At 70.1% G+C, this 13925-nt stretch carries 11 protein-coding genes; 4 read left to right on the forward strand and 7 right to left on the reverse strand.

Annotated features, from left to right (window positions below):
• Nucleotides 1–127: 127 nt before the first annotated feature.
• Nucleotides 128–2293: a RecQ family ATP-dependent DNA helicase gene (locus AB0F03_RS32040; protein ID WP_361998397.1), complete on the forward strand. Its 2166-nt coding sequence runs from the start codon at nucleotides 128–130 to the stop codon at nucleotides 2291–2293.
• Between the two features lie 266 nt (nucleotides 2294–2559).
• Nucleotides 2560–3180, forward strand: coding sequence for a hypothetical protein (locus tag AB0F03_RS32045; RefSeq protein ID WP_361998399.1), 621 nt, complete (start codon nucleotides 2560–2562; stop codon nucleotides 3178–3180).
• Nucleotides 3181–3627: 447 nt separating this feature from the next.
• On the opposite strand, the gene AB0F03_RS32050 is transcribed toward AB0F03_RS32045, so the two are convergent.
• The 3 genes from AB0F03_RS32050 to AB0F03_RS32060 all read right to left on the reverse strand — a co-directional run bounded on the left by AB0F03_RS32050 (nucleotide 3628) and on the right by AB0F03_RS32060 (nucleotide 5722).
• A complete protein-coding gene (locus AB0F03_RS32050) occupies nucleotides 3628–4245 on the reverse strand; it encodes a hypothetical protein (RefSeq protein ID WP_361998402.1) in 618 nt (205 codons plus the stop codon).
• 68 nt (nucleotides 4246–4313) lie between these two features.
• Nucleotides 4314–5015, reverse strand: a complete 702-nt coding sequence (locus tag AB0F03_RS32055; protein WP_361998404.1) for a ribonuclease HII — start codon at nucleotides 5013–5015, stop codon at nucleotides 4314–4316.
• A gap of 83 nt (nucleotides 5016–5098) precedes the next feature.
• Nucleotides 5099–5722 carry a TetR/AcrR family transcriptional regulator gene (locus AB0F03_RS32060; protein WP_361998407.1) on the reverse strand — a complete coding sequence of 208 codons (624 nt, stop codon included), beginning with the start codon at nucleotides 5720–5722 and terminating at the stop codon, nucleotides 5099–5101.
• Nucleotides 5723–5906: 184 nt separating this feature from the next.
• Between AB0F03_RS32060 and AB0F03_RS32065 the strand changes: the two genes are divergently transcribed.
• Nucleotides 5907–7457: an MFS transporter gene (locus tag AB0F03_RS32065; RefSeq protein ID WP_361998409.1), complete on the forward strand. Its 1551-nt coding sequence runs from the start codon at nucleotides 5907–5909 to the stop codon at nucleotides 7455–7457.
• Between the two features lie 365 nt (nucleotides 7458–7822).
• On the opposite strand, the gene AB0F03_RS32070 is transcribed toward AB0F03_RS32065, so the two are convergent.
• From AB0F03_RS32070 to AB0F03_RS32080, 3 genes are all read right to left on the reverse strand, one after another.
• Nucleotides 7823–8728, reverse strand: a complete 906-nt coding sequence (locus AB0F03_RS32070) for an ADP-ribosylglycohydrolase family protein (protein ID WP_361998412.1) — start codon at nucleotides 8726–8728, stop codon at nucleotides 7823–7825.
• A 12-nt stretch (nucleotides 8729–8740) separates the two neighbouring features.
• Nucleotides 8741–9400 (reverse strand): histidine phosphatase family protein, encoded by a 660-nt coding sequence (locus AB0F03_RS32075; RefSeq protein ID WP_361998415.1) that lies wholly within the window; start codon nucleotides 9398–9400, stop codon nucleotides 8741–8743.
• Nucleotides 9401–9553: 153 nt separating this feature from the next.
• Nucleotides 9554–10159 (reverse strand): YdbC family protein, encoded by a 606-nt coding sequence (locus AB0F03_RS32080; RefSeq protein WP_361998418.1) that lies wholly within the window; start codon nucleotides 10157–10159, stop codon nucleotides 9554–9556.
• Nucleotides 10160–10311: 152 nt separating this feature from the next.
• Here AB0F03_RS32080 and AB0F03_RS32085 point away from each other — a divergent pair, with 152 nt between their 5' ends.
• Nucleotides 10312–10845, forward strand: a complete 534-nt coding sequence (locus AB0F03_RS32085) for a TerD family protein (RefSeq protein WP_361998421.1) — start codon at nucleotides 10312–10314, stop codon at nucleotides 10843–10845.
• Between the two features lie 87 nt (nucleotides 10846–10932).
• On the opposite strand, the gene AB0F03_RS32090 is transcribed toward AB0F03_RS32085, so the two are convergent.
• The gene (locus AB0F03_RS32090) at nucleotides 10933–13836 is read right to left on the reverse strand and encodes a vitamin B12-dependent ribonucleotide reductase (RefSeq protein WP_361998424.1); all 2904 of its coding nucleotides are present in this window, start codon (nucleotides 13834–13836) and stop codon (nucleotides 10933–10935) included.
• Nucleotides 13837–13925 lie beyond the last annotated feature (89 nt).

Here is a 13925-nt window from a genome sequence, read left to right on the forward strand (position 1 = left end):
GCGGATCTTGTGATTCCGCTTGGGCCTGTGGATAAGTCGAATCAGGGACACGACAAGATCGCGATCGTTGTCCACAGTCTCGGCCGGGACCGTCCGGTTGTCGGTCCCGTCCTGTTGTATGGGACGCATGGAGCACACGAGCAACGCGGATCTCCGGGCAGAGGCGGACGCCGTCCTCGCCCGGCTCGTCGGGAATGCCTCGGGCGCCGCCCGGCTGCGCGAGGACCAGTGGCGGGCGATCGAGGCGCTGGTCGCCGACAAGCGCCGGGCCCTGGTCGTGCAGCGCACGGGATGGGGCAAGTCCGCGGTGTACTTCGTGGCCACCTCGCTGCTGCGGGCCAGAGGAAGCGGGCCCACGGTGATCGTCTCGCCCCTGCTCGCGCTCATGCGCAACCAGGTGGAGGCCGCGGCCCGGGCCGGCATCCACGCCCGGACCATCAACTCCGCCAACACCGAGGAGTGGGAGGACGTCCAGGCCGAGATCGCGGCCGGTGGCGTCGACGTGCTGCTCGTCTCGCCGGAACGGCTGAACAACCCCGACTTCCGTGACCAGGTCCTGCCCAAGCTGTCCGCGGCCACCGGCCTGCTGGTCGTGGACGAGGCCCATTGCATCTCCGACTGGGGTCACGACTTCCGCCCCGACTACCGCCGGCTGCGCACCATGCTCGGCGATCTCCCGCCCGGCGTCCCCGTGCTGGCCACCACCGCCACGGCCAACGCGCGGGTGACCGCGGACGTCGCCGAGCAGCTCGGCACGGGCGGCGCGTCGGACGCGCTGGTGCTGCGCGGGCCGCTGGACCGGGAGAGTCTGCGTCTGGCCGTGCTGCCGCTCCCGGACGCCGCGCACCGGATGGCCTGGCTCGCCGACCATCTCGACGAGCTGCCGGGCTCCGGCATCGTCTACACGCTCACCGTCGCCGCGGCCGAGGAGGTCACCGCCTTCCTGCGGCAGCGCGGGCACACTGTCGCCTCCTACACGGGCAAGACGGAGAACGCCGACCGCCAGCAGGCCGAGGACGACCTGCTGGCCAACCGTGTCAAGGCCCTGGTCGCCACGTCGGCGCTCGGCATGGGATTCGACAAGCCCGATCTCGGTTTCGTCGTCCATCTCGGCTCGCCCTCCTCCCCCATCGCCTACTACCAGCAGGTAGGCCGTGCCGGCCGTGGCGTGGAGAGCGCGGAGGTCCTGCTGCTGCCGGGCAAGGAGGACGAGGCGATCTGGGAGTACTTCGCCTCGCTGGCCTTCCCCTCCGAGGAATTGGTCCGGCGCACCCTGGACGTCCTGGCCCAGGCCGGGGGACCCTTGTCGCTGCCCGCCCTGGAACCACTGGTCGAGCTGCGCCGCTCACGCCTGGAGACCATGCTCAAGGTGCTCGACGTGGACGGAGCGGTGCACCGCGTCAAGGGCGGCTGGATCGCGACCGGACAGCCGTGGTCGTACGACACCGAGCGCTACGCGTGGGTGGCCCGGCAGCGCGCGGCCGAGCAGCAGGCGATGCGTGAGTACGCGGCCACCACCGAGTGCCGGATGGAGTTCCTCCAGCGTCAGTTGGACGACGAGGGTGCCAAAGCCTGTGGCCGTTGCGACAACTGCGCGGGCCCGCGCTTCACCGCCGGTCTGTCCACGACGGCCCTGGACGCCGCGCGGAGCGACCTGGGCCGTGCCGGAGTGGAGGTGGAGCCCCGCCGCATGTGGCCGACCGGGCTTCCGGCCATCGGCATCAGCCTCAAGGGGCGCATCCCGGCCGGTGAGCAGGCCTCGCCGGGGCGGGCTCTGGGACGGCTGTCGGACATCGGCTGGGGCAACCGGCTGCGTCCGCTGCTCGCGCCCCAGACACCGGACGCCGCCGTTCCGGACGATGTGGCGCGAGCCGTGGTCGATGTGCTGGCCGACTGGGCCAGAGGGCCCGGCGGCTGGGCCTCCGGCGCGCCTGACGCCCCGCCCCGGCCGGTGGGCGTGGTCACCGTCGCCTCGCGCAGCAGGCCGCGGCTGATCCACTCGCTGGGCGTCCGCATCGCGGAGATCGGCAGGCTCCCCCTGCTCGGCGCCGTGGAGTACGACGGCGACGTGCCCCGGGTGCCGCGCAGCAACAGTGCCCAGCGACTGAAGACGCTCGACGGGGCGTTGACGGTGCCGCCCACCCTCGCGTCGGCACTCGCCGAGGGCCACGGCCCGGTGCTGCTGATCGACGACTTCACGGAGACGGGCTGGACCCTGGCGGTCGCGGCACGCCTGCTCAGGAAATCCGGCGCGCAGGGGGTGCTGCCGCTCGTCCTCGCCGTGCAGGGCTGATCAGCGGGCGCTCGCCGCGGCCCCGCCGGTCGGAGGCGAGCGCCTCAGGCGTCGGCAGTCTCACCTCGGGGTAGGGATATAAGCCACGCACCAGCAGATAACAGTCGGTGGTCCCAATTGCTCGTTGCCGCATCCAAGTTCGACAGGAAGAATTGAGGTCCGCTCCCCGCACGGCCGTCCGTGATCAGGCTGGGCTCCCCTGCGGTGCGCGCTCCCCTTGAATCCGACCTCGCCCGCAGTATGGGCGCGTAGCCGAAGGGAGGAACGTGACCTTCGGATTCGCCTCGTCCTCGGCGGCCTCTTTGTCGACGTCCGCGTCCGCCGCTTCCGCCAGCCGCCTGCTCGAACCGGCGGAGTGGGCCGCCGCAGGAATCCCTCTGCTGCGCAACCCCCGTGAGGTCGTCAGCGGGCTCCACGCCCGCCATCACCCGAAGCCGTCCACGGCGATCGTGGCGGTTCTCGATCCGGACGAACGGCTGCGGGCCAGCGCCTCGTTCACGCGTCGTCCGGCCCCGGCCGACGGTTGGATGTTCCGTAACGCCCTGCTCGCCCAGCTGCGCCGGGTGATTCCGCACGACCTGCGCCGCCGCACCCCCGTACGCACGGCCGTACTCCTCTACTGCCGTGAGGGGGAAGGGCGTTGGACAGAGGAGGACGGCGCGTGGATGTGGGGACTGCGAGATGCCTGCACATTGCACGGGCTGCGCTGCGGGGCGTACATCACGCTGACGCAGGACGGCTGGCATGTGCTCGGCGAGGGGCGTGGCGGACGCCATCCCCACGCGCACTCGGCGCCGGAACCCTTCGCGACGTCGGAGGCCCCGCCGCTCGTGCCACGCACCGGCGGACCGGTCTCCGAGGTCCTGCGCCGCGCCGCGGCCCGCTGAACGGCGCGGGCGCGGGCGGGACCTCGGCCCGACGGCCGGTTCGATCGACGCGGCAGTACGAGCGGCCAGACCTGCCGCTGTCGCGTACGGACCAGGCCGAGGAGCAGCGCGGCGAGGACCCGGCGGGCGGGCGCCGGCCCTGGCGCCGCTGCTGCCGTGCAGGTCCGAGTTGCTACTGGCTCCGCTGTGGGGTCCGGATCGCCCTGACCCTGTTGTGGGGCCCGGCTCATCCGCAGGTCGGCTCCCTCTCCGGCCCGCGCACGCTGCCGCCCCGCGACTTGCCCAGCCCGGCCCGGTGGCTCCGGCTCCACCGCTCGGTTCCCCGGGAAGCCGCCCGGCGAGTGGTGTGGCCGTCGCCCGCCGGCCGGGTATGCCGAAAGCCGCACCGTGCGGACCCGCCGGATCGGCTCCTCCGGCACCGCGGTTCCCCGTGGTGCCGGACGCGACTCAGACTCCGGCGCCCAGCACCGAGTTGATCGTCTGCGGGTCGCCGCAGACGATCAGCAGGGCACCGGCCCGGGAGTGGGCGAGCGGCAGAGCTGAGCCGGGGCCTCCGTTGACGGCCACGACGACCACCGGGCGGGTCGCGGCACGGGAGGCGACGGCGGCGTCCGCGTAGAAGACGTCGTCGCCGGCATCGTGCTGCGCCCAGTAGGACGCTTCACCGAAGGACAGCTCGTGCTCGGCCCACGGGTGCTGGGCACCCGTGGTGATCACCAGCACGTCGCCGGGGGCGCGGCCCGAGTCCAGGAGGAGGTCCACCGCCTCGTCGGCGGCATCGAGCGCACCCTCGGGCGAGGCCGGGATCAGCTGGAGCTGCGGGGCCGCCACGACGGCGGGAACGGCCGGAGCGGACGGGCCCGGCTTGGCCGGAGCCCCGTCACGCGGCGTGCGCTGCACCGGCGGCGTGGGCCGCGGAGGGCCGGGACGACCGGGGCGGGACGGAGCCGCTGGACGGGGGCCGGGTACGGGGCGGGGGGTCGGCGCGGTACGGCCGCTGGCCGGAGTGGCGCGGGGACCCTGGGCACTCTCGTGAATCTGAGGCTCCTCGGGAATGAGAGGCATGAGCTGATTTTTATCAAACATTCGTGCGGCGCGGATGACCGGGTGGCACATCAGTGCCAGCGGAACCGTCAGAAATCGAAGCCGAGCTGACCCTCGATCTCCGGAACGCCTCCGTCCGCCCAGCTGCGGACCTTCTTGAGGTGCCGCCACTGAGGCAACGCATCAAGATACGCCCACGACAAACGGTGGTGCGGGGTGGGCCCCCGCTCCGCCAGTGCGGCCTTGTGCACGGGCGACGGGTACCCGGCGTTGTCCGCGAATCCGAAGTCTGCATGGTCGACAGCCAGTTCGGCCATCATTTTGTCGCGCTGAACCTTGGCGATGACCGACGCGGCCGAGACGGCCACGCACGACTGGTCTCCCTTGATCACCGTGCGGACCTTCCAGGGAGCGCCGAGGTAGTCGTGCTTCCCGTCGAGGATGACGGCGTCGGGACGGACCGGCAGAGCGTCCAGGGCGCGGACCGCGGCGAGCCGCAGCGCGGCCGTCATCCCCAGGCCGTCGATCTCCTCGGGGGAAGCATGCCCCAGCGCGTAGGCGGTCACCCATGTCCGGAGGATCTCGGCGAGTTCCGTGCGCCGCCTGATCGTGAGCAGCTTGGAGTCGGTCAGCCCCTCGGGCGGCCGGCGGAGACCGGTGATCGCCGCGCAGACGGTGACGGGGCCGGCCCAGGCGCCGCGTCCCACCTCGTCGACACCGGCTATGACCTTCGCTCCGGTCGTGGCGCGCAGGGAGCGCTCGACAGTGTGTGTAGGTGGTTCGTACGGCATGGCGCCCTTAGCGTACGCCGCGGGGATCGCCGCGCGACACCCCGGTCCGCCCGTCCCGCGCGGGCACCGCCGCGGGGAGGAGATCAGGTTCCGTAGGGGCGCAGCAGCGGGAGCATCAACTGGTCGACCATCTCCCCGAGGTCCTGATCACTCCATTCACTGGCGCACATTTTCGTCCGGTACATCATCATGGCGGGGATGGCGTCGAAGACATATCCGTTGGCCGCGTCCATGCGGACCTCCCCTCGCTCTATGCCACGGCAAATGACCGTACGGAGGAGCTTGACGGTCGGCTCCACCACGCTCCCCACGATCACCTCCTCGAAGCGTTCCGCTTGCAGCTGATCGCATTCGTGAATGACGGAACGGAGTGCGACGCCGGGACGCGAGAACATGATCCGGCGTACCTGCCGGCACAGCGTGAGCAGGTCCTCGCGAACACTTCCGAGGTCGGGTGCCTTCTCCATCCGGGGCAGCCCGGACACCAGCGCGTCGGCGACCAGATCGTCCTTGGAGGGCCAGCGGCGATAGACCGCGGCTTTGCCCGTCTGGGCCCCGGCCGCGACGCCCTCCATGGTCAGCCCCTTCCATCCGACCGTACTCAGCTGCTCCAGAGCGGCGTCGAGGATCGCGCGCTCCAGCACCGCACCGCGCCGACGAGGGGAAGCCGTCCGAGCGGGCGCGGCCGTCCAACGCGAGGTAGCCATCTGTATTTCTCCAGCATGCAAAGGGAAGCGGGGGTTCCGGGGCGATGGGTGCCGCGTCGCAGCGACGGGGGCGCGAAACGCGGCACGCCCTTAAGTGAACGCTTGCGTTCACTGTTGGGGACTCACTACCGTGGGCGCGACAGTGAACGCGAGCGTTCACTAAAACCTCGATGGGGGACCCATAGTGACGACCTCTCAGCTGCTCCAGAACGATCGGAAACCGGGCACGGCCCGCCGGGAGGGGCATCCCGGCGTCGCGCTCACCGTCATCGCGGCCTGCCAACTCATGGTGGTGCTCGACGCGACGATTGTGAACATCGCCCTCCCGCACATTCAAGACGCTCTCAAGTTCAGCACGACCGACCTCACTTGGGTGGTCAGCGCCTACACGCTCACCTTCGGCGGCCTGCTCCTGCTCGGTGCCCGGGCCGGTGACATCCTCGGCCGCCGCCGGGTGTTCATGGCCGGCATCCTGCTGTTCACCTTCGCCTCCCTGCTGGGCGGGCTGGCCCAGGAACCCTGGCAACTGCTGGCCGCACGGGCATTGCAGGGCGTGGGTGGCGCGATAGCGTCGCCCACGTCGCTGGCGCTGATCACGACCACCTTCCCCGAAGGCCCCGAACGCAACCGGGCCTTCGGCGTGTTCGCGGCCGTGTCCGCCGGCGGTGGTGCCATCGGCCTGCTCGCGGGCGGCATGCTCACCGACTGGCTCGACTGGCGGTGGGTGCTGTTCGTCAACGTGCCCATCGGCGTGCTGATCGCGTCGCTCGCGCCGCTGTACATCAACGAATCCCGGCGCCACCCGGGACGCTTCGACCTCACCGGTGCGCTGACCTCCACGACGGGCATGGCCACGCTCGTGTACGGGTTCATCCGTGCCGCGGAGGAGGGCTGGCGGGACAGTCTCACCCTCGGCTCGTTCGCCGCGTCCGTTGTCCTGCTGTTCGCCTTCGTCTTCACCGAGATGCGGGCGAAGGAGCCGATCACCCCGCTCAGGATGTTCACCGACCGGAACCGCTGGGGCACGTACGTAATCATGCTCAGCCTGGCCGCGGCGATGTTCGGCATGTTCTTCTACATCGTGCTGTTCGTGCAGAACGTGCTCGGCTACAGCGCCGTCAAGGCCGGTGTCGCCTTCCTTCCCGTCACCGTGGCGATCGCGGTCGGCGCGGGCCTGTCCCAGCGCTTCCTGCCGTCGTTCGGCCCCAAGCCGTTCATGATGAGCGGCACGGCGTTCGTGGTGATCGGACTGACCTGGCAGACGTTCATCCGGCCCGACAGTACCTATGTCGGCGGAGTGCTGGGCCCCCTGCTGGTGTTCGGCTTCGGCATGGGCCTGAACTTCGTCACGGCCACGGTCACCGCCGTGTCGGGCGTCGCCCAGCACGAGGCGGGCGCGGCGTCCGGGCTGCTGAACGCCATGCAGCAGGTCGGCGGCTCGCTCGGTCTGTCCATCCTGACGACCGTCTTCGGCTCGGCCGCCAAGGACGAGGCGAAGAAGCAGCTGCCCAAGTTCCTCGCCGACGGCTCGCCGGAGCAGAAGGCGCAGTTCGCCAGGACGCACCAACTGCCCGCGCCCTGGGGGCACGAGGTGCTCGCCCACGGCATCTCCACGGCCTTCGTCCCGGCCGCCGCGATGGCCGTGCTCGCCTTCCTCACCGCGTGGCTGGTGATCAGGGTCCGCAAGAGCGATCTCGACTCCCTCGCGGGCGTGGCGAGCCCGGGCATCGGCTGACCCGGACCGCGCGGCGCTGAGCCGCGGCCGGCCGGACCGTCGCCCCGGCACAGCCGGCGTGACCAGCGGACCGGCCGGCCGCACGAGGGACGCCAAGGGCACCAGAGGCACCGGCATCAGCAACGGCAGCGCACACGTGAGGATCACCAGCGGCGCAGCCAGCCCCAGCCCCAGCCCCAGCCCCAGTAGGACATGCGTCATCCCGCACCCCCTCCTCCCTCGTGTCGCTTCCCGCCCTCACCGTTCCCTGCGCTCTTGCGCCGGGCGGACGCGGTGCACGGCGGTTACGGGAAGAACGAGTGTCGATCACGGAGAGTTCCCGGCGGACACGGAGTGTTCTCCGTGCTCACCGGGGCGGGGAGCCGTCAGAGCCCCGCGGGCACCCAGTCCGGCAGCGACTCCGTGCGCCGTACCCACTCGGCGGGCGGTGCCCCGGACTTGCCCGCGGCCAGCACACCGCCCACGATCGCGCAGGTCGTGTCCACGTCCCCGCCCACCTGTGCGGTCGTCCAGAACGCCGTCTCGTAGTCACCGAGGGCCCGCGCGGCGGACCACAGGGCGAACGGGACGGTGTCATGCGCGGTCGTGCGGCGTCCGCTGCCCAGCACGGCCGCGACGGTGCCCGGATCGCCGTAGTCGAGCATGTCCCGGGCGCGGCGGAGGCCCTGGCCGACCGCGCTCTTCGGCACCAGCGCGATGACGCCGTCGAGCAGTGCCTCGCCGCTGGGCGGGCCGTCGGGTGAGCCGGCCAGCGCCGCCGCGGCGGCCACCGCCATGGCCCCGACGACGGCCTCCCGGTGCTGGTGCGTGGTGTAGGCCGAGATCTCCGCCTGGTGGGTCGCCTGCTCGGGATCGTCCGCGTACCAGGCGCCCAGGGGGGCGATCCGCATGGCAGCACCGTTGCCCCAGGACCCCTGGCCGTTGAAGAGGCCGGCGGCCAGCTCACGCCAGTCCCCGCCCTCCCGGACCAGACGCAGCAGCCGGTTGACCGCGGGGCCGTAGCCCCGGTCGACGTCGTGGTGCTCGGCGAAGGAGCGGGCGAGCGCGTCCTGGTCGATCCGCTGGTGGACGGCGAGGACGGTCAGCACGGAGCAGGCCATCTCGGTGTCGTCCGTCCACTGCCAGGGACCCGGGGGCAGTTCCCGGCGCTTCAGCAGGGGGTAGTTCACCGGAACGAAGAACTGGGAGCCCAGCGCGTCTCCCACGGCCAGTCCGCGCAGGCTCGCCGAGGCGCGCCCGAAGCGCTCGAGGGAAGAGGAGTCAGCGGTCATCGCTCTGCCACTCTATCCGCTGACCCAGTACGGCACCGGCTCCCGCCAGCGCGCGAAGGGCCGGTCGAGTGCGTACTTGCCGTCCTCCCCGAGAACGAGCATCCGCATCTCGGCGTTCCCCGGATTGGCCAGCGACTCGAATTCGGCGACCGTCCAGTGGAACCAGCGCATGCAGAACAGCCGCATCGCCAGCCCGTGGGTCACCAGGAGGACGTTCGGAGGATGGTCAGGGGCCTCGAAGCTGCGGAACAGGCTCTCCAGGAAACCGCCGACCCGGTCGTACACGTCGGCGCCGGACTCCCCCTGCGGGAACCGGAAGAAGAAGTGGCCGTAGGCATCGCGGTAGGCCTTCTGTAGGCGCACGTCGTCGCGGTCCTGCCAGTTCCCCCAGTCCTGCTCACGGAGCCTGGGCTCCTCCCGGACGCGTATGAGGTCGGCATCGAGGTGGAAGGCGCGGAGCGTCTCGTGCGTGCGCCGGTACGGGGAGACGTACACGCTCACGCGTTCCCTGCCGAAGAGCGCCCGGAGCTGCTCTCCGGTCTCCTCGGCCTGCCGCCGGCCGCGCTCGGTCAGCGCGAGGGCGTGGTCGGGCTCGCGTTCGTACACGGAGTCGTCGATGTTGCCGGTCGACTCGCCGTGCCGGACAAGGACGATGCGCCGTGGTCGTGCCATGTCGAAAACCCTAGATCGAACGGCGGAAGGTAGAGCACTCGTACGGGCTCCATACGGCGTAGGTCACATGATTTCCGCGCCGCGGACCCTTCCGTGATGACGGTGCGACGCCCTCGGGAGGTACGTCCGGTTCTCCAACCGACCGGTGGGACCTCAGACCGTCCAGGACGGCTCCAGTTCCACGATGTCGCCGGAGAGCGCCGCGACGTCCGCCTCGGTCTGGGCGCGCAGGGCCAGGCGTTCGATGCGTTCGGTGCGGTACTTGCCGTGCTCGGCCGCCGACCGCCACATCGAGAGGATCATGAACTCCTGTTCGGGTGCCTCGGCGAACATGCCACGGATCATGCCGGGCGAGCCGGCCATGGCCGGGTTCCAGACCTTCTCCTGCATGAGCGTGAAGTGCTCCACGCGCTCCTCGTGGATCCGGCACAGGGCCACCCGGACGAGATCGGCGTCGGTGAAGCGCGGCTCGAAGCCCGTCTTCACGTCGAAGCGGTACTCGAACAGTCTGACCTGGGCATCCTTGAACGTGCCGGACTGGGCGGCGGCCAGCCGGTCATGGGAACGGGCCATGAAGGAGTCGTAGAAGGCGCGGCTCTCCCAGAAGGCGAAGACGTGCGCCACTCCCGGCCGCTGCCGGCTCCAGCCCCCACCCTGTCCCCGGAAACCCGGCTCCCCCGGCAGCCCCGCCCATTTCCGCTGCCCGCGCTCGAAACCGCGGCGGTCGACCACGGTGCAGCGAATCCACTTGACCAGCACCGCGCCATCGTAAGGCCACCGGGCGTGGCGCCGGCCCCGCTCCGGTGAACCACGCCCGGGCGTGCGCCTCCACGCACGTGGCACGATGGGCAAGGAGCGTCCGACTCACAGGAGTTGGGGGCGAGTGAGCCACAGGGGGAAGGGGCAGCCTGGTGACCGGCTTCAGCAAGGGAATTGGCAAGGCCGAGGTCGCGCTCAAGTGGGATCCCAGTCCGGCGGGACGGCCGCCGACCGATCTCGACATCATCGCCGCGACGTTCGTGTCGGCCGACGCATACGGGACTCCGGCCTATCTGGTGCATTTCGACAGCCGTTCACCGGACGGCACGATCTTCCTCAACCGCGACAGCACGGACGGCAGGGGCTTCGGCTGGGACGAGGTCATGATGCTCGAACTGGAACGGCTCGACAGCCGATACGCGCGCGTGGTGGTGGGTGTCGTCATCCAGCAGCGGCCCGGGCACAAGACGTTCGCCGACGTGCTGAACCCGGCCGTGCGCGTCCGGGAGGGATACACGGTCCTCGCCGAGGACGACTTCGGGTCGGTCCTCGGGGCGACGGCGGCGACGATCGCCGAGTTCGTGCGCAACGACTCCGGGGAGTGGACCCTGCGTCCCGGCGTGCACGGCTTCGACGAGGATCCGGCGACGTTCACCCAGGTCATGGGCAGAGCACGCCGACCCTGACGCGGTGACAGCCGAAGGGGCGCCGACGGATGACCGGCGCCCCTTCTCAACCGAGGACCACGTCTTCAGGTCTCCAGCGGCTGCCGGTCAGCTGCAACCGCTGGTCGAGCCGCAGCCCTCGCAGATGTAGCAGGAACCGGCCCGCTGCATCTTCGTACCGCAGGAGAAGCACAGCGGGGCGTCGGCCTGGATACCCATCTGCATCTCGACCAGCTCGGCGCTGGTGTGGGCCTGCTTCGGGGCCGGCTTGGCCGCCTCGGCCTCGGCCTTCGGCGTGGCGACCGCCTTCAGCTCCTGGGCGAGCGGCGCCGACTGGGCCAGGCCCTCGACGTCGACCTCGTCGTCATCGAGGGACTGCTCGTACGAACCGGTCTCCAGGTGACGCTGACGCTCCTCGGCGGAGTGGATGCCGAGCGCGGAGCGCGTCTCGAAGGGCAGGAAGTCCAGCGCCAGGCGGCGGAAGATGTAGTCGACGATCGACTGCGCCATCCGCACGTCGGGGTCGTCCGTCATGCCGGCCGGCTCGAAGCGCATGTTGGTGAACTTCGAGACGTACGTCTCCAGCGGCACGCCGTACTGGAGGCCGACGGAGACGGCGATGGAGAAGGCGTCCATCATGCCCGCGAGGGTGGAGCCCTGCTTGGACATCTTCAGGAAGACCTCACCGAGACCGTCGTCCGGGTAGGAGTTGGCCGTCATGTAGCCCTCGGCGCCACCGACCGTGAAGGAGGTGGTGATCCCCGGGCGGCCCTTGGGAAGGCGCTTGCGGACCGGGCGGTACTCGATGACCTTCTCGACCGTCTCGCGGATGGCCGCCTCGGTCTTCTCGGTGACCTCGGTCTTCTCCTTCTCCTTGGTCTTCGCGGAGAGGGGCTGGCCGACCTTGCAGTTGTCGCGGTAGATCGCGAGCGCCTTGACGCCCAGCTTCCAGGCCTCGAAGTAGATCTCCTCGACCTCCTCGACGGTCGCCGTCTCCGGCATGTTGACCGTCTTGGAGATGGCGCCGGAGATCCACGGCTGGATCGCGGCCATCATGCGGACGTGACCCATCGGGGAGATGGCGCGCTCGCCCATGGCGCAGTCGAACACCTCGTAGTGCTCGTGCGCGAGGCCGGGGGCATCGATCACGTTGCCGTTCTCGGCGATGTGGGCGACGATCGCCTCGATCTGCTCCTCCTGGTAACCCAGGCGGCGCAGGGCCTGCGGGACGGTGCCGTTGACGATCTGCATCGAGCCGCCGCCGACGAGCTTCTTGAACTTGACCAGGGCGAGGTCGGGCTCGACACCCGTGGTGTCGCAGGACATCGCGAGACCGATGGTGCCGGTCGGGGCGAGGACGGACGCCTGGGAGTTGCGGAAACCGTTCCTCTCGCCGAGGCGCACCACGTCCTGCCAGGCCTCCGTGGCGGCGGCCCACACAGGGGTGTCCAGGTCGTCCATGCGGACGGCCGTGCCGTTGGCGTCGGCGTGCTGCTTCATGACGCGGTTGTGGGCGTCGGCGTTGCGGGCGTAGCCGTCGTAGGTGCCGACGACCGCGGCCAGCTCGGCGGAGCGGCGGTAGGCCGTACCCGTCATCAGGGAGGTGATGGCACCGGCGAGGGAGCGGCCGCCGTCCGAGTCGTAGGCGTGGCCGGTGGCCATCAGCAGGGCGCCGAGGTTGGCGTAGCCGATGCCGAGCTGGCGGAACGCGCGCGTGTTCTCGCCGATCTTCTGGGTCGGGAAGTCCGCGAAGCAGATCGAGATGTCCATCGCGGTGATGACCAGCTCGACGACCTTCTGGAAGCGCTCGGTCTCGAAGGACTGGTGGCCCTTGCCGTCGTCCTTGAGGAACTTCATCAGGTTCAGCGAGGCCAGGTTGCAGGACGTGTTGTCCAGGTGCATGTACTCGCTGCACGGGTTCGACGCGGTGATCCGGCCGGACTCGGGGCAGGTGTGCCAGTTGTTGATGGTGTCGTCGTACTGGATGCCCGGGTCGGCGCAGGCCCAGGCGGCCTCGGCCATCCGGCGGAAGAGGGACTTGGCGTCGACCTCCTCGATGACCTCACCGGTCATACGGGCACGCAGGCCGAACTTGCCGCCCTTCTCGACCGCCGTCATGAACTCGTCGTTGACACGGACCGAGTTGTTGGCGTTCTGGTACTGGACGGACGTGATGTCGTCGCCGCCCAGGTCCATGTCGAAGCCCGCGTCGCGCAGGGCGCGGATCTTCTCCTCCTCCTTCACCTTCGTCTCGATGAAGTCCTCGATGTCGGGGTGGTCGACGTCGAGCACGACCATCTTGGCGGCGCGCCGGGTGGCGCCACCGGACTTGATGGTGCCGGCGGAGGCGTCGGCGCCACGCATGAAGGAGACCGGACCGGAGGCGTTGCCGCCGGAGGAGAGCAGCTCCTTGGAGGAGCGGATGCGGGAGAGGTTCAGGCCGGCGCCGGAGCCGCCCTTGAAGATCATGCCCTCTTCCTTGTACCAGTCGAGGATCGACTCCATGGAGTCGTCGACGGACAGGATGAAGCAGGCGGAGACCTGCTGCGGCTGCGGGGTGCCGACGTTGAACCAGACGGGGCTGTTGAAGCTGAAGATCTGGTGCAGGAGGGCATAGGCCAGCTCGTGCTCGAAGATCTCGGCGTCGGCGGGCGAGGCGAAGTACTTGTAGTCCTCACCGGCCTTCCGGTACGTCTTCACGATGCGGTCGATCAGCTGCCTGAGGCTGACCTCGCGCTGCGGAGTGCCCACGGCACCCCGGAAGTACTTGCTGGTGACGATGTTGACCGCGTTCACCGACCAGAAGTCGGGGAACTCGACGCCACGCTGCTCGAAGTTGACCGAGCCGTCGCGCCAGTTGGTCATGACGACGTCACGGCGCTCCCAGCTCACCTCGTCGTACGGGTGCACGCCGGGGGTGGTGTGGATGCGCTCGATGTGCAGCCCCTTGTTCCCCGCCTTGCCGCCCTTGGCTCGGGAACCTCGTGCCGGACCGCTCGCCGTCTCTGTCATGCCGCCTCCCTGGTACGGGCAAAACGCCCAAAAGTGCCCCGATTGTTCCCGTGGCACGGTGTTCTGTCGTGTGTTGCGGGCACCCTCAA

The sequence above is a fragment of the Streptomyces sp. NPDC028722 genome, assembly GCF_040637655.1.
Taxonomy (GTDB): domain Bacteria; phylum Actinomycetota; class Actinomycetes; order Streptomycetales; family Streptomycetaceae; genus Streptomyces.

Excerpts from the sequence above, each read along its gene's own strand:
- AB0F03_RS32040 (WP_361998397.1), top strand. The coding sequence starts at position 128 with ATGGAGCACACGAGCAACGCGGATCTCCGGGCAGAGGCGGACGCCGTC.
- AB0F03_RS32050 (WP_361998402.1), bottom strand. The coding sequence starts at position 4,245 with ATGCCTCTCATTCCCGAGGAGCCTCAGATTCACGAGAGTGCCCAGGGT.
- AB0F03_RS32055 (WP_361998404.1), bottom strand. The coding sequence starts at position 5,015 with ATGCCGTACGAACCACCTACACACACTGTCGAGCGCTCCCTGCGCGCC.
- AB0F03_RS32060 (WP_361998407.1), bottom strand. The coding sequence starts at position 5,722 with ATGGCTACCTCGCGTTGGACGGCCGCGCCCGCTCGGACGGCTTCCCCT.
- AB0F03_RS32070 (WP_361998412.1), bottom strand. The coding sequence starts at position 8,728 with ATGACCGCTGACTCCTCTTCCCTCGAGCGCTTCGGGCGCGCCTCGGCG.
- AB0F03_RS32075 (WP_361998415.1), bottom strand. The coding sequence starts at position 9,400 with ATGGCACGACCACGGCGCATCGTCCTTGTCCGGCACGGCGAGTCGACC.
- AB0F03_RS32090 (WP_361998424.1), bottom strand. The coding sequence starts at position 13,836 with ATGACAGAGACGGCGAGCGGTCCGGCACGAGGTTCCCGAGCCAAGGGC.